This window comes from Bdellovibrionales bacterium, assembly GCA_041662785.1.
Classification (GTDB): domain Bacteria; phylum Pseudomonadota; class Alphaproteobacteria; order UBA9219; family UBA9219; genus UBA8914.
Genome location: JBAZRW010000001.1, coordinates 98,923 through 123,622, shown reverse-complemented (window position 1 = coordinate 123,622; position 24,700 = coordinate 98,923). Strand labels below are relative to the sequence as shown.

The window sequence follows — 24,700 nt, the reverse complement described above, 5'->3', positions numbered from 1 at the left end:
TGAGCTACTCGCGTTTGATTCGCAAGACAGAGAATTATTTTTTTGCGCAATTCACGCGCTTGACGTTGCCGAAAAACACAGGCAGGGCAGGCCTGTTGCTTGAGGTAAACCCTGAGGCGCGACGGGATGTTTCGAATCCAATCATACGGTTGCGGGGGCTACTTGATGGCTTGGCTGCAAACAAGGTTGTTGTTTTGGGACAGGTAGCAATAGCTCACCTCGCCCGACGACGTATCAAGGCGGAAAACCCCCGCATTGGCGGTCGGGTTACTGTGGTGCATCAGCTGGAAGGGGCCGCTGGCATAGGCCTCCGCTTTTCCCGTGTTTTGAAGCAGCATAACGCTGCCCGCGATCAGCAGCGCCCCGAAAAGAATGGCTTGAGGAATGGACATAGCAAAGCCTCCTTGCAGAAGAATCAGTTCTTGGCTAGTGTGCCGGATAAGTTCGCTAAAATGAAGCCCTTCCGTTGAGGGCGTTTTGGTTAAAGGGGGATCATTATGCCTTGGGTTACAATTGAGCTTATGGCGGGCCATAGCGAAGATAAGAAAAGAAAGCTACATGAGGAAGTGGCCAAGGCCGTTTATCAGACGCTTGAAATCCCCACGGAGCATGTCAAAATACATCTGGTTGAAATGAGCCCTATCGATCATTCCATTGGCGGAATCGCGATGGATAAGTTTAAAAAGTAGCCTTTTTGCATAACCAATACAGAAAAGAAACCAAATGGGATCCCCGCCTTCGCGGGGATGACGAGAGGGGGATGAAAACAACCCCCGTCATGCCAGCGTAGGCTGGCATCCCATTTTTTGTTTTGGTCAATGATGTTTGTGATTATGCAAAGAGGCTTAGTGAATTAACAGAAGCTGGAGAAAACCTATGCCGTACGTTGTGACCGAAGCCTGCATCCGCTGCAAATATATGGATTGTGTTGAGGTTTGCCCTGTGGATTGCTTTTACGAAGGCAAAAACATGCTCGTGATCAATCCTGACGAGTGCATCGATTGCGGCGTGTGCGAGCCTGAATGTCCTGCGGAAGCCATCGTGTCGGATAGCGATTCCCGCGCCGAAAAGTGGGCGGATGTGAACCGCGATTTTGCGGCCAAATGGCCCAATATCACGCATAAGGGCACTGTCCCTGCCGATGCCGACGCTTGGAAAGGCAAAGAGGGCAAGGGTGATCAATTCAGCGAAGAATCAGGCGAAGGTTAATGCCTCCTCCCATGCTTTTTTCTCGTGATCTGTCAAAAATCACCTAACTAAACAAATATAGTCTATCGTCATCCCCGCCTTCCCCCTACGCTGCTTCGCAGCTTCGGCGCGACAGGTCGCGGGGATGACGCAATTATATGATTGTATTTGAAGCAAGGCGAAAAAAAAGCTATTGTAAAGCCTGAGAGCCAAGAAAATTAACCAAGAACGCCTTGTTTTAAGAATTTTCATTGTGGAGTTTTTATAATGGCTGATCCCCTCAATCAGAAAAAAACAATCGTCGTTAAAATCGGAACCGAGGCTTTGAGCAACGCTCAAGGTCTTCCGGATCTGACCGTTCTTGCGCCGCTGACCCACCAACTCGTTGCGCTGAAAAAAGCGGGGCACGCTGTTGTGCTGGTCACTTCTGGCGCTGTGGGGGTTGGTCGCCACCTTTTGGGTTGGGATAAGGCGAAAAAGCTGACGCTTCGCGAACGGCAGGTGGCCTCCAAACGCGGGCAGGTCGAGTTGATGCGCCTTTATGGTGATCTTCTTCGCTATGACGATATCGGCGTTACCCAATCTCTTTTTGAAAGAAGGCATTTTGGGAATGAGGATGTCAGTCCGGTTGAGGATGTGGCAGCGCCTCTTTTTGTTGAGCTTGGCATGCCCAACATTATCCCTATCATTAATGAAAATGACGGCGCGGCGACGACCGAGCTTCGCTTTACCGATAACGATCAACTGGCCAAACACGTTTCGCGCCTTATTCAGGCCGATACGATGATTGTCCTGTCCAATGTAGATGGCGTTTATACGACGAACCCTAGCGATCCATCGGCACGAAAAATAACGACCATCAATTTTTGTGATCCTTCGACATGGCAGGGCATTGATACCAACGGCACGTCGTCCAGTGGCCTTGGTGGCATGAAGGGCAAGATCAAGGCAGCGCACTGTTTCTTGTGTGGACGCGAGGGTGAACGCGCCTGTGATCCCGCGCCGTGGGCGCATTGGCAGCGGCAGGTTTTTATTGCTAATTCGCGCACGCCCAATGTTGTGACGCGTCTTTTGGCGGGGGAAGAGGGCGTGGGCACGCGGCTGATATGCCAGCCTGAGGGCAACGCACCGCCGAAGAGGTGTTATTTAAGCCAGTTCCCTATCGCCAAAAATGGCTAGAGCCGCAGGGGATTTATTCAAATTGACCCTTGATATGCTGATGGATTTCTTCCAACAGCGCGATCACCTCAAATGAGGCTTCGTCCATCAATTTGGCTTGTTCCAGTGCCGCTGATGCATCGTCTTGTTCGTAATACTCCAGCGCTTTTTTCCCTGCGGCATGAACGCAAGCGTGGGGTCCTGCCAATTTGGCAAAGGCAGGAGCGTTCGTGATAAGGGGGTTGTCTAGTGTGTCATACCATTTGCCAAGGCGGCAGGTGTGGTGATCGGCAATGCCAGAGCTTTTGGCTGTTTTTGTGCCCAGTAACGTATCTATAATTGTCTTTTTATAGCTGGCATGATCGGCTTTGGTCAGCAGAACAAGCATACGCTGGATGTTAGTTCCGTTTTGACATCTTGGGCGTCACGCGAGACAATTTCGGCTGAACGCCCCACTTCATTGATTGACGCCAGCATTTCTTCTGACGCGGAGGCCATAGTTTGACTTCGATTACCAAGTTCGCGCATATCGCGAAACATCTCTGCAATTGTAAGGAGAGGCCGCGTTTGTTCTACCCAAATGCTGACAATGGAGTCCAACATCCCTAGTTTGCAGTTTCGTTGTGCTTGAGCTAAGGGGCGAAGAACCTTTGCGATATCATCCTTGCGAGTCAGGAAATTAATAAACGCGCCCTTTTGCGCTAGTTCCTGAATAGAGTCATGTAAAGAATGAAGAGCTGACTCTGCTATCCCGCTGGTAGCGGTGTTGGCTTGTTGCTCTACCGTATTGTTCTTATGGAGAAAAGAAAACATGGCGAGTTCCTCAAGGGGGGGGCTGTGGGCTTAAGACTATTGATGGTGATCTGGCTTATTATAGACTTGGTTGGCGAACCTCCACGGGGCACACCCCATAGTTGTCGCATAGTGTAAAGAGATTATGGTTAATAAAAGGTGAAAGAGCCAACCACATGCTCTGCATTCATTCTTTAATAAAGCGTTATTCATTAATGGCCTCAAGATTAACCCAACGCGCCAAGGCCTCGTCAAGTTGCTGCGTTACATCCGTCAGGCGAAGCGAAAGCGCCAGAAAGGTCGCTTGGTCTTTTTCATAAAGGGTTGTGTCTGTTAGGCGTTCTTCAATCTGTTTCTTTTGATGCTCAAGGCTGGCGACTTTTTCCGGCATGTTGTCCAACTCAAAGCGCAACTTATAGGAAAGCTGGGGCCTCTCCCTTTTTGCCGGAGAGTCGCTACGCGACTTCTTGGTTGGGCAGGAAGCAGGGGCGTCGGGCTCTTCCTTTTTCTTTTGTGCCGCACGGTAATCACTATAGCCGCCGATGTAGCCTTCGACCTTGCCATCGCCCTCAAAGGCCAAAATTTTCGTAACCGTTTGGTCCAGAAAGTCACGATCATGACTGACGACCAGAAGCGTGCCGGTATAGCTGGACAGAATGTCCTCAAGCTTGTCAAGCGTGTCCATATCCAAGTCGTTGGTTGGTTCATCAAGGATCAAAAAGTTGCCCGGATTGGCCAGCGTTTTGGCGAGCATCAGGCGGTTCTTCTGCCCGCCCGATAGGGTTCCTGCGGGCTGTGAGGCCATCTTGGGATCGAACAGAAAATCTTTCAGATAGCCGCACACATGGCGCGTTTTCCCCATCACCTCGATATAATCGCTACCGTTTGGAATGAGATTGCGTTGCAAGGACTTATCGGAATTCAGGTCTTTACGGTTTTGATCGAAATAGGTCAGGGCCAGATCCTTGGCGCGTTTGATGGTTCCCGAATCTTGCGTCAATTCGCCGATCAACAATTTCAGGAAGGTTGTTTTGCCTGTGCCGTTTTTGCCGACGATGCCGATGCGCTCGCCGCGTTGAAGACGTAGATGAAATTTGTCCAGAATCACACGCTCTGGCCTATCCGGATGGTTCGCGTCATAAAAGTTTTTCGAGACGTTGTAAAACTCGGCAATTAGGCGTGAGGCCGCCTGTGCTTGTTCTTGCGGCGTGAATTCAATCCTCGCCAGCATGCGGCCAAGCGTGTTTTTATCGGCGCGTAGGCGGTCGCGCTCGGCTTTCATTTGGTCAAGGCGGCGGACGTTGCGCTTGCAGCGAGCCTTAACGCCGCGACTGGCCCACGCGACTTCCTGATCAAGGTTTTTTTGCCTTGTGCGAAGCGTGCGTTCCTCTTGCTCCAGCATCATGATCGACCATTCTTCGAAAAAGGCAAAGCCTTTGGGGCAGACCCTCAACTTGCCTCGATCCAGCCAGAAAACCTTGTTGGAAATGTTGCTTAGAAAGGCCTTATCATGGCTAATGCACAAAACCGCGCCGCGATAGGCGCGAAGGTAGCTTTCAAGCCATTCAATGATGGAAAGGTCAAGGTGGTTGGTCGGCTCGTCCAGCAAAAGGATGTCGGGTTGTTCGACCAGCGCCCGCGCCAGCGCGGCGCGGCGCAGCTCGCCCCCCGACAGAGAGCCCATCTTGTCGTGAATGTTCAGCTCAAGCGGTTCGAGGATCTTTTCAACTTTATAGGCGTTGCGGTCGTTTTTGTTTTCTGGGTTTAATTCATCGAACACGAACTCATAGATCGTTTGATCCGGTCGTGGCGTTATTTCTTGCTGCATATAGCCGATGGACGCGCCCTGCAATTGCCAACGCGTGCCGGCATCAAGCTCGCGCACACCCGTGATGATGTTCATCAGCGTCGTTTTGCCTGCGCCATTCTGGCCGATAAGACAAATCTTCTCTCCATCCTGAATGGTGAAGGCAAGGTCTTTGAAAAGCGTTTTGGGGCCAAAGCTTATTTCGGCTTCTTGAACGGATAAAAGCAGGGGCATGATGACAGGCAAACACTAAAAAGGGGTGACGGGAGCCTCATCAATAGGAGATTGAGCCCAAGGAAGCCACATGATTTTGCTAATGTTTATCAAAGGGATGGCTCTTTTTTTCGAATATGAGCAAAGAAGGCGCGTAGATTAACCACTTTTTTTACCATCTGGTTTGTATATTTCATGATGTTGGTACTTTTCCTCACAGAATTCAAAAAACGCACCTATGGCTGAAGAAAGAGAAACACAAGCGGAAGATTGGGGCGCGGGCCTTCCTTTGGAAGGACGATACCTTTTGTATCCGGACAAGGCCTTGCCTGCTTTTAATGCGGCGGGCGGGGCAGCCTATGCTGCGCGTCACAAAAACGATGCGATGCAGGCGTTGATGGGAATCATCAGCTCAGGTGGGGTGTTGCCTCGCATCGAAAATGTTCGCGCCATGAAAATGATCGATAGTCCCTGCATCCTACGCTTGTGTGAGGGCGGCGTTGTTCATTGGCCAGCGCAAAACACCAATTACTACGCTCTGATTTACGAACGGCCTTTGGCCGAGCGTTATTGGAAGTCGCTTAATGAAACGCACCCAGTCATGAGTGAGGATACGGTTAATAACGCGTTTGTCATCCCCATGATTAAGGCGCTGCTCGAGTTTCAGCGCACAGGGCTTGTTCATGGCGGGATTAGGCCAACCAATATCTTCTGGCGCGATGGCAGCACGACCCCTCCGCAAATTGGGGATGGCCTGTCAGCGCCCTGTGGTGTTGGCCAGCCTAGTCTTTTTGAACCAATAGAAAGAGCCTTGTGCCAACCTATCGCGCGTGGCGAGGGTAACCATGCGGATGATTGTTATGCTTTTGGCATGACGTTGGCTTTTGTTGTTTTGGGGACTAACCCGTTTCAGGGGATCGATGATCAAGCGGCTCTTCGTTTAAAATTAGACAAGGGCTCTTTTACCGCGACGCTAGGAACACGTCGCTTGCCCCCCGCGCACATTGAATTGTTGCGCGGTCTTTTGAGCGATGACCCGCGCCAGCGGTGGACGGCGGAAGACCTTGAGCAGTGGATGACTGGGCGACGCGCCACGCCTAAAAGTTCTGATGCGGGTCGTCGCGCCAGCCGCCATTTTTCCATAGCGGGCAAGGAGTATTGGCAGCTTCGCCCCTTGGCGGCAGGGATGGCCGAAAATGTGGCTGAGGCCGTTAAGGTCATAGAAAACGGAAGTCTTGAAAAATGGATCACGCGCTCTTTGGGGGATGAGGAACGCGCTAAAAGTGTTGCCGAGGTTGTGGAGGAGATTAAAGAAAAAGGAAAAACAACATCGTATCAGGATCAATTGGTGGCGCGGGTTTGTATTGCGCTTGATCCTGTTTCTCCCATTCGTTATCGCGGGCTGTCGGTTATGCCACAGGGCATAGCTACGGTTTTAGCCGAAGCGATTATGACAGGCCAGAATCTTCAGATCCTTAGCGAGATCCTGACGTCACGATTTGTGACGCTTTGGGTCAATATGCAAAAAGATGTTAAAACCGATTTTGTGCCTTTGGCGCAGCAGCTTGAACGTATGGCTGCTTATGCGGAAAAAACATCATTTGGCAGTGGTCTAGAGCGGGTTCTTTATGAGATGAATTCGGGAGCGCCCTGTCTTAGCCCTCTTTTTAAAAACGACTTCATTCTTTCGCCTAAACAGATTTTAAGTTCGTTAGAACGTATGGTGGCTTCCGGCGCACGATCGAGTGAGCCGATGGATCGTCATCTGGCGGCTTTTCTTATAGCGAGGGAAAAGCGCAGTGAATCCCTTTTCACGGCCATGGGTCCAACCGAGTCGAGCCTAAAGCGTGGGCTTGCCCTGATCTCTTTGTTTGGGGAGATGCAGAACCGTTATGGCCCCGACAAACTGCCGCAGCTCTGTGCTTGGTTGATGCCGCTTGTGGAGCCTTGTTTGCGGCGGTTTCTTAGCAAGCCTCTTCAGGACAAGGTGCGTCGTCAGGCGAAGGAGGCAGTTGATCAAGGAAGCCTTTCTTTGTTGCTTAAGAGGGTGGACGATTCAGCCCGCGTTATGGGCGATGAAAACGATTTTCTTTCGGCAAGGGCGATGTATCGGAACATTCAAAAAGAAATGGCCATGATAGAAAAGAACATTAGCAACAAAAACCAAGTCGCGCGCGAAATGGGGCGGCCTGTATCCGCCAGTGTCGCCAGTTTGTTGGCTTTAATTTTGATTGCTGTGACGTTGTGGAAAACGGTATGGCAAGGGTTGATGGGGTAGGCGGATGACAGGGGCACCAGAAGAAAAAAGCAAAAAAGAAAAGGGGTCCAAGCCCAAAAAAGGCGGGTTCAAGCTCATCCTTGTGATGGTGATTGCGGGCTGCCTTGCGCCCTTTGGCATCCCCACGCTTCTTATTTGCTTGGGGCTCACGCCGACCTTTGTCGCGCTTGTCACGGATACGGATGAAAACAGGTCGGGGCTTGCGACAATTGGTTATATGAACTTTGCGGGTGTTCTGCCGTTTCTGATTGATCTTTGGCAAAATGGTCAAACGATGGATGCGGCCATGGCGATTATTAGGCAGCCAGCCTCATGGGCCATTATGCTGGGGGCGGCAGGTATTGGGCATTTGATCCTTTACGCCGTACCGCCTGTGATTGCCTCGGTTTTCTTGATCAATCAAGAAAGCCGCCTGCGCACCTTGCGTGAAGGCATGCAACAGCTAGAGGCCATTTGGGGCCCCGATGTCGCCTCTGATACATCGCTGGACGTTGTAAAGAGCAACAGAGGTGGTTAGGCTAAAGGCCGCATGGTCGGAAACGCGATGACCTCGCGGATGGTCGTGCTGTCCGTCATCAAAATAGCCAGACGGTCCAGTCCAATCCCCAAGCCGCCCATGGGCGGCATGCCAAACGCCAACGCCTTGATGAAATCATCATCGATGGGGTGAGGCGGCTCATCGGGGCCACGCTTTTGCTCGGCTTGTTCAAGGAAACGGGCGCGTTGCTCGCGTGGATCATTCAACTCGCTAAACGCGTTGGCGAGTTCCCATCCGTTGACATACGTCTCAAAACGTTGCGCGACATGCGGGCGATCTGGCCATGCTTTGGACAGCGGCGAGATTTCCTTGGGCAAGTCAATGACGTGCGTGGGCTGAATCAACTTGTCTTCAACGCGCTCACCAAAGACGGCCTCGACAATCTGGCCCCAGCTGAGGCCCTCTTGCGTTTTGATGCCAATCTTGGCGGCGGCTTCGCGCGCGGCCACGGGATCCGTGATTTTATAGAAATCAACGCCCGTGTGTTCCGTGACCAGATCAACCATGCTTTTGCGCGGCCATGGCGCGGTGAAATCAATCTCTTTATCACCGAACGTGATTTTCGTCGTGCCGTGAATCGTTTTGGCGATGTGTTCGATGATGGATTCGGCCAGCTCGATCATCGCCGTAAAATCAACATAGGCCTGATAAATCTCAATCATCGTGAACTCAGGGTTGTGCCTAGGGCTCATGCCTTCGTTGCGAAAGCTGCGATTGATTTCAAAAACCTTCTCCGACAATCCACCGATGACAAGCCTTTTCAAGTGTAGCTCTGGCGCGATGCGAAGATAAAGTGGCATGTCCAGCGCGTTGTGATGCGTCGTAAAGGGTTTGGCGAGCGCCCCGCCAGCAAGGACGTGCAGCATCGGCGTTTCAACTTCCAGAAAACCTTTTTCTTCCAGAAAGTGGCGCAGCGTTGAGATCATTTTAAAGCGTGCGCGCAGCGTGTCGCGTGTTTTTTGCGAGGAGGCAAGGTCTTGCTCGCGGTGGCGGAAGCGAACCTCAACGTCCTTTAGGCCGTGATATTTTTCGGGAGGCGGCTCCAACGCTTTGGACAGGACTTTAAGGTCTTCGGCATCCACCGTAATTTCGCCGCGTGGCGTGCGCCGCACTTTGCCCGTGATGCCGACGATATCGCCTAAATCAAGAAGGGCGAGAAGTTCTAACCGTTCGGGCGAGGTGTTCTTCAGATCATGAAAAGCTTGCACGCGGTCGCTGTCATCCATCACATCTAGGAACATGCCGTTGTTGCGGATGGCCATAATGCGTCCGGCGATGGCAACCGTGACATCGGTTTTTTCGCCATTCTCTAACGATTCAAATTGTTTTTTGATAGCCTGCGCGCTGTGCGTTTTATCAAAGCGCGTTTCATTAAACGGATTGCCAAAACGAGCCGTTAGCGCGTCAAGGCGTTGGCCGCGACGGGTTTGTTCGTCTTCGGGCGTAGCGGCTGTGCAGGATTCTTCAGACATGGGGTCAATCCATTTAATAAAGGAGAACGAGCCTTCTTTTTACGTTGTTTAAAGACGGGGAGCAAGCCTGCTTTCGCAGAAAAAAGGGGAGGGCTGGTTATTGGCTGGCCCACACGATCCGGTTCATCCACACGATATCGTGGCGCGGTAGCGTTAAAGGCGGCTCTCCCGCTGTGAGAGAGGCCAGCTCTATTTTAAGCACGCCCTCGCGGTTCAATTTTTTGATGAAAAGATCGCCTTGCACGGTGCGTACGCCGACGGGCTCGCCTCGCCTTGGTTTTTCCGCAGGGGATAGAATAAGGCGGCATCCTTTAGAATAGTGAGGTTCTAGCGTTTCATTATCAATTTCTAGCGCAAACGCGGTCCCGTCATGGGCGGCGGGAAGAGTCATGAAGTCGCCAAGCTCTTTTTGCGGAATACCTGCTTCATCGAAAAGGTTGGTGTGGGCGGCTTGCGTCAGGGTAAAGAGCGGTATTTTTGATAGGGCGCGTTGTTTTGCCGTTATCAGGGCCACAAAATCGTCCAACGGACACTGGGTGGCGTTTAAAACAGCGGCAAGGCTTTCTGTCGAAGGCCAGCGGGGGCGTTCGCCATGAAAGCGCTTGCTAGGGTTAAACAGAGTCGCGCTAAGACCCGCTTTGCGGGCCAGACCGGATGGGGTGAGGCCATGGCTTTCGGCCAAACGGTCGATGGCCAGCCAAATATCGACGTGAGTGAACATGATAGGAATAATAACCTATCCCTGATGATCCGACAAGCCGCAAGGCTTTAATGGATCGTTTTTTTGCCCATTTTCTCGACAGCCTTAAGTGCTGTTTCAAAAATTTCGCTCAGATGGCCTTTTTTGAGCTTATTGGGCTGAAGGGGCGTGCCATCAAGGGGTGTTTGCTTGGCTTCTTGAAAGCCCTTCTTGTTTTTATCATCTTTTTTCATTGTTTCTTCCTTAAAATAAATCCGTTGAATGCAAGTATTTGCTATGTATTAATTGTATAAATAAATTCACTGGAGTCCATAAAATTTGAAAAGACAAATACAAAAATGATCGTTAACCATAAGAATTCAGTGCAAGCAAGTTGTTACCGCATTGCACACAATATAAATTTGCATAATAAGGTATGATATCGGCCCCAATTATAAGGGGCCAATATAGGACTTAATTAGTTTCATAGGCGGCGTTAACGGGTTTTTTGACCTTTTTAGACCACGCCTAAAACGTCGTCCATCAGGTAATAGCCCCTCTTTTGCGTAGAGAGCCATAGGGCCGCTTGTACCGCGCCACGGGCAAAGACCCTGCGGTCGGTTACTTGATGCGTGACAGAGACCGTTTCGCCTGTGCCCGCGAAAAGAATGTCATGCTCGCCGATAATCGAGCCCGCGCGGGTGGAGGAATAGGTTGGAGGATGGGTTCCCTCGTTGCCGTCTAAAACGGCCTTGCCAAGGGTCAGGGCCGTGCCTGATGGCGCATCTTTTTTCCACTTGTGGTGTTTGTCATGGATGGCGATATCGTAGTCCTGATCCTTGAGGAGCTTGGCGGCCAGCTTGGCGAGGTGTTTGACGACGATAAGCGAAAGGCTTGTGTTTGTTGTGTGCAAAACGGGAATGGTGGCGCTGACCTCGCGCAAAATATCAAGGGACTCTTGATCCAGTCCCGTTGTTCCTGACAAAAAAGGCTTGCCATAGTCGGCGGCAAGTTTGGCAAAGGGGGCCGTTGCACTGGCGTGGCTGAAATCGACAAGAACATCGCATTGAGGAAACAAATCTTCCGGTTTATCGGTCAGAATAAAGGGCACATCGTCGCCCATGGACGAAAGCGGCAACGTGCGGACAAGGCCTCCACCAAGACAGGCCGTGGGGTGAGAGTCAATGGTGTGGGCAATGGCTTGTCCCATGCGCCCCGCGTAGCCGATAAGGCCGATAGTTGTGATCATAGATGCTCCTTTACCAAAAGTTCGGCAATTTGCACGGCATTCAGCGCCGCGCCTTTTCGCAGATTGTCGCTGACGATCCATAGGGCGAGGCCGTTTTCCACCGAGATATCCTCGCGGATGCGGCTGACAAAGACGCTGTCTTCGCCCGCGCACTCGGCAGGCGTGACAAAGCCATCCTCATGTTGGTGGTCGATAACGGTGACGCCCTTGGCTTTCTTCAGGGCGGCACGCGCCTCGGCGGCGCTGATCTCTTTCTCAAACTCGACGAAAACGGCTTCGCTGTGGCCGATAAAGACGGGCACGCGCACGCATGTGGCCGCGACCTTGATCTTGGGGTCGAGGATCTTTTTGGTCTCCACAACCATCTTCCATTCTTCCTTGGTCAAACCGTCTTCCATAAACACGTCAATCTGGGGTATGACGTTAAAGGCGATCTGTTTATGAAAGACCTCTTTGACCAAAGCATCGTTTACATAAACGGCGCGTGTTTGGGAGAAAAGCTCATCCATTGCCTCGCGCCCTGCGCCTGATACGGCTTGATAGGTTGACACGACGACGCGCTTGATGGTGGCCAGATCGTGCAAGGGCTTGAGTGCAACGACCATCTGGATCGTGGAGCAGTTGGGGTTCGCAATGATGTTTTTCTTTTTATAGCCTGCTAGCGCTTCAGGGTTCACTTCTGGCACGATCAGCGGCACATCGGGATCCATACGAAAATGCGAGGTGTTGTCGATCACAACGCAACCCGCCGCCGCCGCGCGTGGCGCAAACGCTTCGGATATTTTGCCGCCGGCAGAGGACAGGCAGATGTCATAGCCTTTAAAATCGAATTGATCCAAATCTTCGACTTTGAGAACCGTTTTCTCGCCAAAGCTGACTTCGCGTCCTGCCGAGCCTCTAGAGGCCAACGCGGCTATTTTCCCAACGGGAAACTGGCGCTCGTCAAGGGTTTTGAGCATTTCTTGTCCAACGGCCCCCGTTGCGCCGACAACAGCCACATTCACTTTTTTCATAATAACCCCTTGGATCGCTTTAATAGTTTGATGAAAGTCATGCTAGGGGAGTTTATGAAAGAAGGCAACAGCCTGCATAAGGGGATGGGTCATGAGGTTTAACTGTTTTTTTAGCGTTTGTCGGGCATAAGAGGCTCTCGCCTTTTTCAGGAAACCGACCCGTTTCTAGCGAGCGGGTTTGTCTTGTCTGGTTTCCCCCCTTTATCCAAGGAGAACACTCGATGCCTAAAGAAATTCGTAAGGTGGCTGTGATTGGTTCCGGCGTGATGGGGAGCCAGATTGCGGCGCAAGTCGCGAACGCGGGCGTGCCTGTTCTTTTACTGGATATCGTCCCCAAGGACGCAACCGACCGTAACGTGCTCGCCAAGACAGCCGTTGAGAAGATGGAGCGCGGGGGCGCAGCCTTTATGAGCGCCGAGGCCGTCAAGCTGGTGACTGTGGGCAACATTGATGACGATCTGGCTAAGATCAAAGATTGCGACTGGGTTTTGGAAGCGGTCTTGGAAAATCCGAAAATCAAAAGCGACCTTTATAAGAAAGTTGATGCCTTGCGTCAGCCCGGTACGATTGTCGCGTCGAATACCTCCACCATTCCTTTGGCCAATTTGATTGGCGATCAGTCGCCTGCCTTCGGCAAAGATTTTATGATCACGCACTTCTTCAATCCTGTGCGCTACATGCGTTTGCTTGAGTTGATTATCGGGCCAAAGAACGACCCCGCCTCGGTCGAGTTGATGCGCGTTTTTTGTGATAAGAAGCTGGGCAAGGGCGTTGTGCCTTGCCATGACACACCGGGATTCATCGCCAACCGCCTTGGCATGTTTTGGCTGCAATCTGCCGTCAACGCGGCGATGGATCTGGGTCTGACGGTTGAGGAAGCCGATGAGGTTTGCGGCAGCCCGATGGGCGTGCCCCGCACGGGCGTTTTTGGTTTGATCGATCTGGTTGGGCTTGATCTGATGCCGCTGATCGGCAAAAGCCTCTTGTCCACGCTTGGCCCGAACGATACCTATCGCGGTTTGTACCAAGAGCCTGAATTGTTCCAAAAGATGATCGCCGATGGCTACACGGGGCGCAAAGGGAAGGGTGGTTATTACCGCTTTGCCAAGTCGGACGACGGCAAGAAGGTCAAGGAATCCATCAATCTGGAAACGGGCGCGTACGCGCCTTCTGTCACTCCAAAAATCCCAGCACTGGAATCGGCGGGCAAGGACCTACGTGCTTTGTGCGAGGCCACAGACAAAATCGGTCAGTTTGCATGGCGCGTGTTGTCGGAAACGTTGTGCTACGCTTTCAACCTTGTCCCCGCAACCGTGCCTGACATTACGCTGGTTGATGAGGCCATGCGCCTTGGCTACAACTGGAAATTTGGGCCGTTTGAGCTGATGGACAAGCTGGGCGCGGATTGGATGATGGCGCGGCTAAAGGAAGAGGGACGCGTTGTTCCAGCTCTTATGGCGAAAGCAGCGGGTAAAAGCTTTTACCGCGTCGAAGGCGGCAAGCTGGAATTCTTGCAAGAGGACGGAAGTTTTGCCTCTGTGAAAAGAGCCGAAGGCGTTTTGGTTCTGGCCGACATCAAACGCGCCAAAAAACCCGTCGAGAAAAATGACTCGGCGGCGTTGTGGGATCTGGGCGACAATGTTTTGTGCCTAGAGTTCACCAGCAAGGCTAATACGCTGGACAGCGATATCTTTGCGATGATCCACAAAGCGATTGAGCTGATCCAAGGAAGCGGCGGCCAGTGGAAGGGGCTTGTTGTCTATAACGAAGCCACCAACTTCTCGGCGGGCGCGAACCTTAGCATGTTCCGCGACTGGATCAAGGCGGGCAACTTTGATGCGGTCGAGGCCTTTATCAAAGAAGGCCAAGCGGCGTATAACGCCTTGCGCTTTGCTTTGTTCCCAAGTGTGGCCGCGCCAGCGGGCGCAGCGATGGGGGGCGGGTGTGAGATCACCTTGCATTGCTCGGCGGTACAGGCTTATTGCGAAGCGTCCATGGGGCTTGTTGAAGTCGGCGTGGGTCTTATTCCGGGTTGGGGCGGCTGCGCCCAAATGTTGGGTCGCGCCTATAATCTGGACAGTTATGGCGATGTTCCGCCTATCAACCATGTGTTTGAGCTTCTCATGACCACATGGTCGTCAAAGTCGGCGGCGGAGGCCAAAGCTAACGGGTTCTTGTGTCCAACGGATCACATCTCAATGAACCGCGATCGCTTGCTCTTTGATGCCAAGGCGCAGGTGGCGGCGTTGGCTAAGGACTATAACCCGCCAGAGCCTTGGACGATGACGTTGCCGGGCCCAGCGGGCAAGGCTTCGCTAGAGCTGATCCTTGAGACGACCAAGGCCTCGCCGCATGACGTGACGATTGGCAAGATGCTGGCGGACGTTCTGTGCGGCGGCGAAGGCGGCTTGTCGGGCATCGTGAATGAAAAGCAGATTATGGATGTCGAACGCGACGTCTTTATGAAGCTTGCGCGCACGCCCGAAACGTTGGCGCGTATCGAGCATATGCTGGACAAAGGCAAAGTGCTGAAGAACTAATCGATCCTAGAGGACAAAGAAAAAGCGGCCATCCTTACGGGTGGCCGCTTTTTAATGCAATCAAAAAGGCGTTTACGCCTTTTTCGCTTTCGCGGGGGCTTTGGCCTTGGCGGCGGCGGGCGTCGCTTTGGTTGTCAGCTTGATCTTGTCTTCCTTGGCAACAGGCGCGGCGGCGGCAGGCGCAGCGGCGACTTCGCCTTCGCCCTTCTTGGTGCCCAGCCCAGCAAAACGCTTGTTGAACTTGGCCAACTGGCCACCGCGATCAACCATACGGAATTGGCCAGTCCATGCGGGATGCGTCTTGGCATCGATGTCCAGCTGGATGTGATCACCCGCCTTGCCATACGTGCTGCGCGTCGTGAACTCGGTACCATCGGTCATGATGATAGAGATGTCGTGGTATTCGGGATGAATATCTTTTTTCATAGAGTCTACTTCTTTCTCAAGGCGTCAAATGAGCGCATTTCTGCGCAAACAAAACCACTTCCAGCTTCAAGGGCGCGCCCATCGCCAGCCGAAAGTAAGAGGCCTTTTCTAGGGAAAACTGGCCGCGAAAGCAAGGCTTTCGGCAAGAAAAACACAGAAAATACCTAATGTCTTGTTGCTAAACAGATTTTAGCTTGCCGCCGCGATAACGGAGAGGAACTGGAACAGGCGCTCGGTCTGCGGGTTTTTCAGGATGTCAGGTGTGCCGCGCTCGGCAATCGTGCCGCCTTCCATGAACAGGACTTGATCGGCGGCGTGGCGGGCAAAGCCCAACAAGTGGGTGATCAGAAAAATGCCGATATTCTGGCCGCGCAGGGTTTTAAGGTAGCCCAGAATCTTGGCGATTTGCTCCACGTCTAGCGCGGAGGTAATTTCATCCAAAAGCAAGTAGTGAGGTTTAAGCATCAAAGCGCGGGCCAGCGCGACCCGCTGACGCTGGCCTAGCGAGGCCTCATTGGGATAGCGCTCAATAAACGCGCCCATGTCAAAGGCCTCGATCAGCTTGTCCAGTTCCTCATGGCCATCCGTTTGGCCGCTGAGTCGGACGGGGAGCAGGATGTTTTCGCGCAAGGTCAGGTGCGGCCACAGGAACAATTGTTGAAAGACAGCGGTCAGCCGTGGCCACGGCGCGGGCTCATTCCCACCAGCGGGGATGGGAAAAGTAAAGCGTTGCTCATCCACGGCAATCTCGCCGCCGCGTGGCGGGTCAAGAAGAGCAAGGCAGCGCAGCAGTGTTGTCTTACCTGTGCCGCTGGGGCCGATCAAAACGGTGATGCCGCCCAGATCAATGTCCACATCGACGTTCTCAAAGACGGTTTTGCCATCGTCATAGGCAAAGGAAAGATTGCGTGCGGTCAGCATATGGAGGGTCCCTTACCGCTCGGAATAGTCGCGGGTGTAGCGCTTTTTCAGCCACGCCGCGAGAAGGTTGATGGGCAAGCATACCGCAAGGAAGAACAGCGCGAGCGCTGTGTAAATCTCAATGGGGCGATAAATGATGCTGTTGATACGCTGCGCGACACGGAACAATTCCTCAACCGAGATCAAGCTGGCGAAGAGTGAGGCGTGCAGCATCCCGACTTGCAAGACAAGCAGGCTGGGCAGGAGTTGGCGGAACAGAATAGGCAGCTGGATATGGCGCACGATGTCGCGCGTCCTCATCCCGCATACGCGCCCCGCCACGATATATTGGCGCGGAAAGTCGTTGACGGCTTGCCTCACGATCTCGCCAACCCCGAATAGATTGACAAGGGAAAGGGTCAACGACGCGGTATAAAAGGGATCGATCACGACGTCGAACATCGCCTGCGCCGGATAGTGAAGCCAGAATAGAATGACCAGCGTCGGAATAGCGGAAAAGGCGAAGGAGGTCCACTGCACTGTGCGTCCCCAGCTTCGATTGTGCTGCGCCCCCACAATGCCCAGCGCTACGCCCCCGATAAGACCTGTGGCCCAAATCACCGCGCAGAGCTTAAGCGTGACCGACAGTCCTTGCAGAAAGGCCATATGATAGGTGATCAGAATATCAAGAACGGACATATATTTATTTCTCGGTTGGTTTGGCAAAGGGCTGCGCGACACGCAGGAAAGTGCGGCCCGGTTCAGCCTCCCATTTCCTAAGCAATCGATCAATCTCGCCGCTGTTATTCATCTCACGAATGGCTTGGTCAAGAAAGTCTTTTAAAAGCATTTCGTTGCGCTCAACAACAAGCGTAAAGGATTGTAGCTTGACGGGGTGGTCTGTGTCCATAAGGCGTAGGGTCTTGCCGTTCATTTTCTTAAATTGAGCCAAGGCGTTGCTGTCCGTTAAAACAACATCGGCTTTATTGGCGAGAATGGATTGATAAAACTCGCCGCCGCTCATCATGTTCGAAACGGTGTAGAACTTCGCTTTTGGAAAAGTCTCGCGTGCTAAAAGGTCTGTTGTGTTTCCATCCTGCGTTAAAAAGGTAACATCTGGTTGGTTGAGTCGAGAAAGGTCGTCTTTAAAGCGCGTATCCGATGCGCGGACGAGGGGGGAAAGGCTCGCATAAAACATGGGGTCAGTAAAGACCACGGCCTTGGCCATTGTAATTTCCGGCCACATGGGTGTGCAAACGACATCAAAACGTTTGCTTTGAAGAGCAGGAATCCAATTGGCGAACGTGACCTCCTCCGACCATTCAAGTTTAAGACCTGCTCGTTGGGCGATTCGTTCCATCATATCGACGGAGAAACCGGACAGCACGTTAGTGTTGGGGTCGCGGATTGTCACAGGCGAAAAGACGTAATACCCACAGCGCAAAACGCCCGTTCGCATCACGCGCTCAAACGCTGTTTCCTTGGCCGCAGAGGTGGTAGTCGGTGCGGCGACCTTCACCACACTAAACGCCACGGCGGCGGAGAGGAGGACGGTGAGGACGAGATGGCTGATTTTCATAGGATTATTTCTTTATAGTGGAGCAAAGGGATCGCGGGCGCGTTCAAAGCGTCCATATTCTGGCTCATATTTTTTCAGGATGCTATCAATGGTTCCGTTGTTTTGCAGCTCACTGATGGCGGTATTCAGCAGCTCGCGCAATTCAAACTCGCCCATTCCAACGGCAAAGGACTCGCCGTAAAGCCGGAGCGGAGGAAGGCCAAGAACGCGGCGCAAGGGATGTTGCGGATTTTTCTTATTATAGGCAAGAATATTGCTTTCATCAAAGATGGTCGCATCGGCTTTGCCTGTGGCCACGCCCATCATGATCTCGGATATATTTCCCAATTGGGGGACTTTGTACAGGTTGGCTTTAGGGAAAGTGGTGGAGGCAACCGCCAAGCCGCTCGCGCCATCCATGACGGAGAGCGTTACGGAGTCGTTGTTTAGGGCTTCCGGCTTGTTATCAAACCTGTTGTCGCCCTCTTTAACATAAGCGTGGATGGAGGCGAAGAAAAGCGGGGACGTCAGCAGAATCTTGTGTGCCCGTGCCGAACTTGTCCATACGGTTCCGCAAAACATATCTTCTTTGCCGCTTCGCAGGTTTTCGGCAAAAGTGCCATAACCTGTGTCTTCAGCCCATTCAATTTTTAGGTGCAGGACTTTGCCGATCTCTTCCATGATGTCGACCAACGATCCTTGAAGGGCCTTTGTATTGGGATCGGGAATAAAACGTGGTGGGCCACTTAAGGCGTAGGCGCAACGGATGGTTTGTGACCTCATGACACGCTGGAACGCGGTTTCCTTGGCCGTAGCTGTGGTGGTTGTGGGTGAGGCGACTTTTACCACACCAAACGCCACAGCGGCGGAGAGGAGGACGGTGAGGGCGAGCTGCGAAATCTTCATATAGAACCGCCTTTAGGGTTGTGATACAGGGCTTTTAATCCGTACAAAACTATGGGGGATTAGCTCATATTTATCAAGGACTTTGTTGATGGTTCCGTCATCGCTCATTTCGTTTAAAACGACGTCAAACATGGATGTTAAATCATGTTCGCCTTTAGCAAAGCTTAGGGCGTGAGCATAAGCCCGAATAGGGGGTGACTCAACGCGGCGGAGCTTGTCAGGATTAGAAACAAGGTAGGGCATAGCTTCTAATGGATTAAAAAGGGCAACGTCGGCCTTCTTCGTCGCCACAGTCTCTAGCATCAGGCTGTGGTCTATGTTGGCAGGTAGAGAAACGCTGGAACTTAGTGGAAAATCAGCTTCACGGATGAAGGCGCTGGCCTCACCGCCGTCAGAGATTACAATCTTGACACTCGGATTGTTGATAGCCTTGAGGTTGGCATCAAAGCGGTGGTCGTCCGCGCGAACATAGACACTTGTGGTGCTATAAAAAAGGGGCGAGGTGTATTCCATCACGCGCGACCAAGGCGTCCAGCGATAACCAGAGAAACAAAACGAGTCATAACGGTTTGTTTTGAATCCTTCAGGCACGGTCATAAAGTTGACTTCCTCAACCCAATCGACTTTAAGGCTTAGCCGCTTGGCCGCTTCCATCACAATATCATAAGAAACGCCAGAAAAAGCCCCCGTGTTGGGGTCGCGGCTAAATTGCGGCGGCATAACCAAATACGCGCACCGCAGCGTATTGGTGCGGATCACGCGCTCAAACGCTGTTTCCTTGACCGTAGAGGTGGTCGTCGGTGCGGCGACCTTCACCACCCCAAACGCCACGGAGGCGGAAAGGAGGACGGTGAGGAGGAGGGGGGTGAACTTCATGGGGTTAGCCTTTTTGTTTTAAGGCCATGTAAGGCGTTGCGGGTATAAAAAACGTGTCCGGATAATCGACTTGATATTTCCTTAGAATACGGGCGATGGCGCCGCTGGATAAAAGATCGCCGACGGCGGCGTCTATCATGTTGCGCAGTTTTTGTTCTTGAATGGAGGTTCCAATAACATTTTCATAAACCCGCAGGGGGGCGGGCATAAGAACCTTACGGATTGTTTTCGGTCTCTCTTTCAAAAAGTCCAAAACGTAATTGCTGCTGACAAAAAGGATATCTGCTTTTTTATCAAGGAGGGTTAGAAAATAATATTCAAGGCCAGCAATCTGTGGTCTGGCAATTCGTTGTGTTTTGGGAAAGTCTGTTTTGGCAATGATTTCATTGAAATCGCCGTCGTCAACGATAACGCGGATATCAGGAGAATTGATCCGCTCTGGTGCGTTATCAAAGCGTGTATCCCCCGCCCGCGCCCAGATTTCAATGGGGGTATAGAAAAGGGGGCGCGTAAAGGTTGTGGCGCGCGCACGGTTGGCGGAAGCCCACATGGCCGAACATATAACGTCGCCCCTGCCAGAATCGACGGCTGTGCTCAATTCGCCCCATCCGACCTCACCGTTTGACCAATCAATCTTCATCGACAAGGCCTTGCCAATTTCTTCCATGACATCGACCATGATGCCAGAGCGTTGCTTTGTGTTGGGGTCAATGGACAGCCACGGCTTTCCCGTCGCGTAAACGCAACGGATGGTTTGTGTCCGCATCACGTGCTCAAACGCTGTTTCCTTGGCCGCAGAGGTGGTAGTCGGTGCGGCAACCTTCACCACCCCAAACGCCACGGCGGCGGAAAGGAGGACGGTGAGGAGGAGGTGTGAAAGTTTCATAGGAAGGGTTTCTTTCAATCCGGTTTTTGATAAAGCGCGGGAAGCCGCAAAAATTTCATTTCAGGGTTTTCATAGCGATCTAAAAGGGCGTCAAACCATTTGGTGCCACGCAGATAAAGGGTGGTGGCATCAAGAGCCTCCTTTAAATCATATTCTTTTGCTGGCAAGGGAAAGCTTACGGGCATAATGCCAACGGGTTCCCCTGTCACTTGTTTCAGTTTGTTGGGATTATGGGTGTTAAAGGAGGCGAAGGTCATCGGTTCGGTTACGACAAGATCGGCCTTTTTATCCGCAACATTAAGAAACAAATCAGAGCCGCTCGCGTTTTGGGGGAGGGCAATTTGTTTTGCTTGGGGGAAGTGTTCCGTAGCGCCAATGCTGGAAAACTCACCATCAAGGGTTGAAAACGTCACGGAAGGGTCGTTGGCGGCGGCATAGTTATTATCAAAGCGCGTATCATCGGCGCGGGCAAACAGGTAATAGGGATGATAAAGAATGGGGTTCATAAACAACGCCTCGCGTGCGCGTGCCGGCGTTATGAAATAGGTGATGCAACCAATGTCATAGCGGTTCGAGTCTAAATCTGCGAAAGCATGCGCCGTACTCATTTCCATTGTCCATTCGACCTTGACGCCTAGTTGCCTTCCGATTTCCTCAAAGAGGTCAACGTTCATCCCGCTCATTTTGCCGGTATTAGGGTCTCTGTTGATAATGGGGGGCCAGATCATATATCCGCACCTTAAAACGCCTGTGCGCTTGATTTGCTCAAGCCGCGTTTCTTTGATGGGCGCGGTTTGCGCGGCAGGGCCAGCAACTTTCACCACCCCAAACGCCACGGCGGCGGAGAGAAGGACGGTGAGGGCGATTTGGGTGAGTTTCATTTGTTAGACCCCTGCTTTTTTCCAAGGTGTTGAGGGAAAGAAGTATAGCTCTTTATTCTTGGGACCGCTGGTGAACAACCTCTCAATATAGCCTGTGCTATGGAGGGAATCGATGGTGGTATTAAGAAGGCTTTTCAGCGCTTCTTCCCCTGTGCCTACGCTTATTCCGATGGATTGCATGCGAAGCGGGGCCGATTCAATGCGTTTAATCTTGCCCGGATTGTGGGCCATATAAACGTCTCCCGCTTGCGGCTCGGCCATGGTTATGTCGGCCTTGCCCATCGCGACATTCACGAAGCTTTGGGATACATCTGTAAAGTTGGGCAGGGAAAGCATCTGCGCTTTTGGAAAGTCTTCTTCTTTGACGGCTTGTCCAAGCTCTCCTTCAAGAATGACGGCTGTGATGGCGGGGTCGTTAATTTTGCTGAGTGCGCCATCAAAACGCGTGTCATTGGCGCGGGCATAGGCGTAGTAGGGGGCAAAGAGAATGGGGTGGGTGAACTCAGCGGCGCGGGCGCGACCGGGCGTGGCGCTTAAGTTAATGCAAACGGCATCATAGCGGTTGGTTTTTAATCCCTCGAAGGCGACGCCAAAGCCCACTTCTTCCGTCCATTCAATTTTAAGGCTTAAACGCTTCCCAATTTCTTCCATCACGTCATAGTAAAAGCCGGACAGTTTATTGGTCGTGACATCCTTGCTCATAAACTCTGGATAGGGGGCATAGGCGCACCGCAAAACGCCCGTCCGCATCACGCGCTCATACGCTGTTTCCTTATGTGTAGCAGAAGTGGCGGCAGGGACAGCGTATTTCACGACCCCAAACGCCACGGCGGCGGAAAGGAGGACAGTGAGGGCGATTTGGGTGAATTTCATGGGGTTAACCTTCCAAAGAGGGGCTATGGCGCTCATTTTAGGGGGGCTTTTAGGAAAAACAAGCAATCATTTGACTCAAGGGGGGCGTTTCGGCTAGAAAGCCGTTGTTCCTTAAATGAAAAGCTAAGGAAGCGCGATCTGGCGGGGCTTAGGAGTAAGCCTTGAAAAGGAGAGCGTAAGGTCAGTCCTCGCGTTGCGGGCACTGGCCCGATTTCGTTTGTTTCTTTGTCATTCCCGCGAAAGCGGGAATCCAGCCGCGAGCGGCAGTGAGCGTATGAAAAAAGGCTATGTCTATATACTGGCGAGTGATCGAAACGGGACGCTTTACATTGGTGTGACAAGCGATATTGGTCGGCGAGAGTGGGAACATAGGACTAAAAGTCAAAGTGGATTTACGGCACGTTATGGGGTTGATCGCCTTGTTTACGTTGAATCGTTTGACGACATTGCGACGGCCATTGTTCGTGAGAAAGCCATGAAAAAATGGCGGCGCGCGTGGAAGATAGAGTTGATTGAGAAGGCAAACCCAGAGTGGGAAAATCTGTCTTTTAACGGTGGAATGTAAAACATATGTGGCCCGCAGACGCGGGCCGCGGGATCCCCGCTTTCGCGGGGATGACAGTAAAGGAAAGCGGTAGAAAAAAAAGTGTTCGACAGTCTAAGCAGCAAGCTCGGCGGCATTTTTGACCGCTTGAAAGGACGCGGCGCTCTCAGCGAGAGCGACGTGGCTGAGGCTATGCGTGAAGTGCGCGTGGCGCTGCTTGAGGCCGATGTGGCGCTGCCCGTCGTTAAGGATTTCGTCGCTAAGGTGAAAGAACGCGCTATCGGGCAGGACGTAATCCGCTCGATCACACCCGGTCAGCAGGTTGTCAAGACCGTGCATGACAATCTGGTGGAGCTTTTGGGGACGCAGGCCGAAGGCCTCAACATCGCCGTTGTGCCTCCCGCCGTCATTATGATGCTGGGCTTGCAGGGATCGGGCAAAACCACGACCTCGGCCAAGCTGGCAAAGCGTCTGCAAGAGGTGGATCGCAAGAAGGTTCTGCTGGCCTCGCTGGACGTGCGTCGTCCGGCGGCGCAAGAGCAGCTGGCGGTTCTGGCGCAGCAGATCGGCGCGGCCAGCCTGCCTATCGTGGCGGGGCAAGAGCCTCTCGCCATTACGCGCCGCGCGATGGAGACGGCGAGGCTCGAAGGCTATGACGTTCTGATTTTGGATACGGCGGGTCGCCTTGCGATTGATGAGGAGCTGATGGCTGAGGCCGCCGCCGTGCGCGACGTGGCGAAGCCTCATGAAAGTTTGCTTGTTGTCGATGCGATGACGGGGCAGGACGCGGTCAACACGGCCCTGCATTTCGAAGAAAAAGTCGGGATCACCGGCCTTGTTTTGACCCGCATTGACGGCGATGCGCGGGGCGGCGCAGCGCTTTCCATGCGTGCGGTGACGGGCAAGCCGATCAAGTTTTTGGGCACGGGCGAAAAGACCGAGGCTTTGGAAGTTTATCACCCCGACCGTTTGGCGGGGCGCATTTTGGGCATGGGCGATGTCGTCTCGCTGGTCGAAAAAGCTGCCGCGACGATGGATCAAGATGTGGCCGAGGACATGGCCAAAAAGTTCATCAGCGGCAAGGCTTTTGACTTTGACGATTTGGCCAAGCAGATGCAGCAGATGCGCAAAATGGGCGGCATGTCCACCATGATGACGATGCTGCCGGGCCTTGGCAAGTTTAAGGATCAGTTGAAGAATGCCAACATCGATGAAAAACAAATCAAGCGCCAAGAAGCGATCATTCATTCGATGACGAAGGCCGAGCGTAAGAATGTGGATCTTCTGGCTGCCAGCCGTAAGCGTCGTATTGCTAAGGGCGCGGGCGTTGAGGTGGCGGATGTCAACCGCCTGATCAAACAGTTTTTGGAAATGCAAAAGATGATGAAGCAGCTTGGCCGCCTTGGCAAGACAGGGTTCATGCGCAGCATGGCCGGTATGATGGGGGGCAGGAGATAGAAACCTCTACTGCGGCGTTGTCTTTATTGGCCGCAGCGAGTTTCTGAATGGGTTCTAATAAAATAACACAACAACAAACACTAACCGAAGGAGAAAGAATAAAATGATCAGCATGCGTTTAACACGTCACGGAGCCAAGAAGCGTCCCTTTTACCACATCGTTGTGGCGGACTCGCGCTGCCCTCGTGATGGTAAATATCTTGAGAAGGTTGGCACGTACAACCCGATGCTGCCGCGCGAGAGCGCCGAGCGCGTGAAGTTCGTTGAAGAGCGCGTGAAGCATTGGATCAGCGTTGGCGCTCAGCCAACCGACCGCGTTGCTCGTTTGCTCGCCACGGCGAACCTTGGGCCTTCCTATCAAGAACGCACGACTCCTAAGAAGTCTGCACCCCGTGCCAAGGCTCAGGAACGTATGAAGATGGAAGCCGAAGCTGCCGCCAAGGCCGCTGAAGCTGCCGCCGCGCC

Annotated in this window: 26 protein-coding genes and 1 pseudogene; 9 read left to right on the top strand and 18 right to left on the bottom strand. The window is 52.6% G+C overall.

Going from position 1 to position 24,700, the window contains the following annotated elements; all coding sequences use genetic code 11:
• Positions 1–158: 158 nt before the first annotated feature.
• The gene (locus WC612_00580; protein ID MFA6279273.1) at positions 159–392 is read right to left on the bottom strand and encodes a hypothetical protein; all 234 of its coding nucleotides are present in this window, start codon (positions 390–392) and stop codon (positions 159–161) included.
• A 105-nt stretch (positions 393–497) separates the two neighbouring features.
• On the opposite strand from WC612_00580, the gene WC612_00575 reads away from it, so the two are divergent.
• The 3 genes from WC612_00575 (at position 498) to WC612_00565 (ending at position 2,367) form a co-directional block, all read left to right on the top strand.
• Positions 498–689, top strand: coding sequence for a tautomerase family protein (locus WC612_00575; GenBank protein MFA6279272.1), 192 nt, complete (start codon positions 498–500; stop codon positions 687–689).
• Positions 690–876: 187 nt separating this feature from the next.
• Entirely contained in the window at positions 877–1,209 is a 333-nt protein-coding gene (gene fdxA / locus WC612_00570; protein ID MFA6279271.1) for a ferredoxin FdxA, read from the top strand.
• A 246-nt stretch (positions 1,210–1,455) separates the two neighbouring features.
• A complete protein-coding gene (locus WC612_00565; GenBank protein MFA6279270.1) occupies positions 1,456–2,367 on the top strand; it encodes a hypothetical protein in 912 nt (303 codons plus the stop codon).
• A gap of 13 nt (positions 2,368–2,380) precedes the next feature.
• Here WC612_00565 and WC612_00560 read toward each other — a convergent pair whose 3' ends face one another.
• The 3 genes from WC612_00560 to WC612_00550 all read right to left on the bottom strand — a co-directional run bounded on the left by WC612_00560 (position 2,381) and on the right by WC612_00550 (position 5,179).
• Complete coding sequence (locus tag WC612_00560; GenBank protein ID MFA6279269.1) at positions 2,381–2,734, bottom strand: CZB domain-containing protein; 354 nt, start codon at positions 2,732–2,734, stop codon at positions 2,381–2,383.
• Positions 2,719–3,159 carry a hypothetical protein gene (locus WC612_00555; protein ID MFA6279268.1) on the bottom strand — a complete coding sequence of 147 codons (441 nt, stop codon included), beginning with the start codon at positions 3,157–3,159 and terminating at the stop codon, positions 2,719–2,721. Before WC612_00555 ends, WC612_00560 begins: the two co-directional genes overlap by 16 nt.
• A 184-nt stretch (positions 3,160–3,343) precedes the next feature.
• Positions 3,344–5,179 carry an ABC-F family ATP-binding cassette domain-containing protein gene (locus WC612_00550; GenBank protein ID MFA6279267.1) on the bottom strand — a complete coding sequence of 612 codons (1,836 nt, stop codon included), beginning with the start codon at positions 5,177–5,179 and terminating at the stop codon, positions 3,344–3,346.
• A gap of 217 nt (positions 5,180–5,396) precedes the next feature.
• On the opposite strand from WC612_00550, the gene WC612_00545 reads away from it, so the two are divergent.
• Both WC612_00545 and WC612_00540 read left to right on the top strand, forming a co-directional pair.
• Complete coding sequence (locus WC612_00545) at positions 5,397–7,436, top strand: hypothetical protein (GenBank protein ID MFA6279266.1); 2,040 nt, start codon at positions 5,397–5,399, stop codon at positions 7,434–7,436.
• A 4-nt stretch (positions 7,437–7,440) separates the two neighbouring features.
• On the top strand, positions 7,441–7,953 hold the full coding sequence (locus tag WC612_00540) for a hypothetical protein (protein MFA6279265.1): 513 nt from the start codon (positions 7,441–7,443) through the stop codon (positions 7,951–7,953).
• Here WC612_00540 and lysS read toward each other — a convergent pair.
• The 5 genes from lysS to WC612_00515 all read right to left on the bottom strand — a co-directional run bounded on the left by lysS (position 7,950) and on the right by WC612_00515 (position 12,387).
• Entirely contained in the window at positions 7,950–9,446 is a 1,497-nt protein-coding gene (gene lysS, locus WC612_00535; GenBank protein MFA6279264.1) for a lysine--tRNA ligase, read from the bottom strand. The two genes, WC612_00540 and lysS, sit on opposite strands and share 4 nt — an antisense overlap.
• Positions 9,447–9,543: 97 nt before the next feature.
• Positions 9,544–10,167 carry a S24 family peptidase gene (locus WC612_00530; GenBank protein MFA6279263.1) on the bottom strand — a complete coding sequence of 208 codons (624 nt, stop codon included), beginning with the start codon at positions 10,165–10,167 and terminating at the stop codon, positions 9,544–9,546.
• A gap of 47 nt (positions 10,168–10,214) precedes the next feature.
• Positions 10,215–10,379 carry a hypothetical protein gene (locus WC612_00525; GenBank protein ID MFA6279262.1) on the bottom strand — a complete coding sequence of 55 codons (165 nt, stop codon included), beginning with the start codon at positions 10,377–10,379 and terminating at the stop codon, positions 10,215–10,217.
• A 263-nt stretch (positions 10,380–10,642) separates the two neighbouring features.
• Positions 10,643–11,374 (bottom strand): dihydrodipicolinate reductase C-terminal domain-containing protein, encoded by a 732-nt coding sequence (locus WC612_00520; GenBank protein MFA6279261.1) that lies wholly within the window; start codon positions 11,372–11,374, stop codon positions 10,643–10,645.
• Complete coding sequence (locus WC612_00515) at positions 11,371–12,387, bottom strand: aspartate-semialdehyde dehydrogenase (GenBank protein MFA6279260.1); 1,017 nt, start codon at positions 12,385–12,387, stop codon at positions 11,371–11,373. The genes WC612_00520 and WC612_00515 overlap by 4 nt, the downstream gene beginning before the upstream one ends.
• A 221-nt stretch (positions 12,388–12,608) precedes the next feature.
• Here WC612_00515 and WC612_00510 point away from each other — a divergent pair, with 221 nt between their 5' ends.
• Positions 12,609–14,927 (top strand): 3-hydroxyacyl-CoA dehydrogenase NAD-binding domain-containing protein, encoded by a 2,319-nt coding sequence (locus WC612_00510; GenBank protein MFA6279259.1) that lies wholly within the window; start codon positions 12,609–12,611, stop codon positions 14,925–14,927.
• A gap of 72 nt (positions 14,928–14,999) precedes the next feature.
• On the opposite strand, the gene rpmE is transcribed toward WC612_00510, so the two are convergent.
• From rpmE to WC612_00465, 9 genes are all read right to left on the bottom strand, one after another.
• Complete coding sequence (rpmE, locus tag WC612_00505) at positions 15,000–15,353, bottom strand: 50S ribosomal protein L31 (GenBank protein ID MFA6279258.1); 354 nt, start codon at positions 15,351–15,353, stop codon at positions 15,000–15,002.
• 189 nt (positions 15,354–15,542) lie between these two features.
• Positions 15,543–16,274, bottom strand: coding sequence for an ATP-binding cassette domain-containing protein (locus tag WC612_00500; protein ID MFA6279257.1), 732 nt, complete (start codon positions 16,272–16,274; stop codon positions 15,543–15,545).
• Between the two features lie 12 nt (positions 16,275–16,286).
• Positions 16,287–16,952: an ABC transporter permease subunit gene (locus tag WC612_00495; protein MFA6279256.1), complete on the bottom strand. Its 666-nt coding sequence runs from the start codon at positions 16,950–16,952 to the stop codon at positions 16,287–16,289.
• A 4-nt stretch (positions 16,953–16,956) separates the two neighbouring features.
• Complete coding sequence (locus WC612_00490) at positions 16,957–17,832, bottom strand: ABC transporter substrate-binding protein (protein MFA6279255.1); 876 nt, start codon at positions 17,830–17,832, stop codon at positions 16,957–16,959.
• 12 nt (positions 17,833–17,844) lie between these two features.
• Positions 17,845–18,717, bottom strand: a complete 873-nt coding sequence (locus WC612_00485; GenBank protein ID MFA6279254.1) for a transporter substrate-binding domain-containing protein — start codon at positions 18,715–18,717, stop codon at positions 17,845–17,847.
• A gap of 12 nt (positions 18,718–18,729) precedes the next feature.
• Positions 18,730–19,593, bottom strand: a complete 864-nt coding sequence (locus WC612_00480) for a transporter substrate-binding domain-containing protein (protein MFA6279253.1) — start codon at positions 19,591–19,593, stop codon at positions 18,730–18,732.
• A 4-nt stretch (positions 19,594–19,597) separates the two neighbouring features.
• Complete coding sequence (locus tag WC612_00475) at positions 19,598–20,479, bottom strand: transporter substrate-binding domain-containing protein (protein ID MFA6279252.1); 882 nt, start codon at positions 20,477–20,479, stop codon at positions 19,598–19,600.
• Between the two features lie 14 nt (positions 20,480–20,493).
• A complete protein-coding gene (locus tag WC612_00470) occupies positions 20,494–21,360 on the bottom strand; it encodes a transporter substrate-binding domain-containing protein (GenBank protein MFA6279251.1) in 867 nt (288 codons plus the stop codon).
• A 3-nt stretch (positions 21,361–21,363) separates the two neighbouring features.
• Positions 21,364–22,233 carry a transporter substrate-binding domain-containing protein gene (locus WC612_00465; protein ID MFA6279250.1) on the bottom strand — a complete coding sequence of 290 codons (870 nt, stop codon included), beginning with the start codon at positions 22,231–22,233 and terminating at the stop codon, positions 21,364–21,366.
• A 274-nt stretch (positions 22,234–22,507) separates the two neighbouring features.
• Between WC612_00465 and WC612_00460 the strand changes: the two genes are divergently transcribed.
• The 3 genes and pseudogenes from WC612_00460 (at position 22,508) to rpsP (ending at position 24,566) form a co-directional block, all read left to right on the top strand.
• Entirely contained in the window at positions 22,508–22,798 is a 291-nt protein-coding gene (locus WC612_00460; protein ID MFA6279249.1) for a GIY-YIG nuclease family protein, read from the top strand.
• Between the two features lie 81 nt (positions 22,799–22,879).
• Positions 22,880–24,235, top strand: a complete 1,356-nt coding sequence (gene ffh / locus WC612_00455) for a signal recognition particle protein (protein ID MFA6279248.1) — start codon at positions 22,880–22,882, stop codon at positions 24,233–24,235.
• A gap of 103 nt (positions 24,236–24,338) precedes the next feature.
• A pseudogene (gene rpsP, locus WC612_00450) lies at positions 24,339–24,566 on the top strand (30S ribosomal protein S16).
• Positions 24,567–24,700 lie beyond the last annotated feature (134 nt).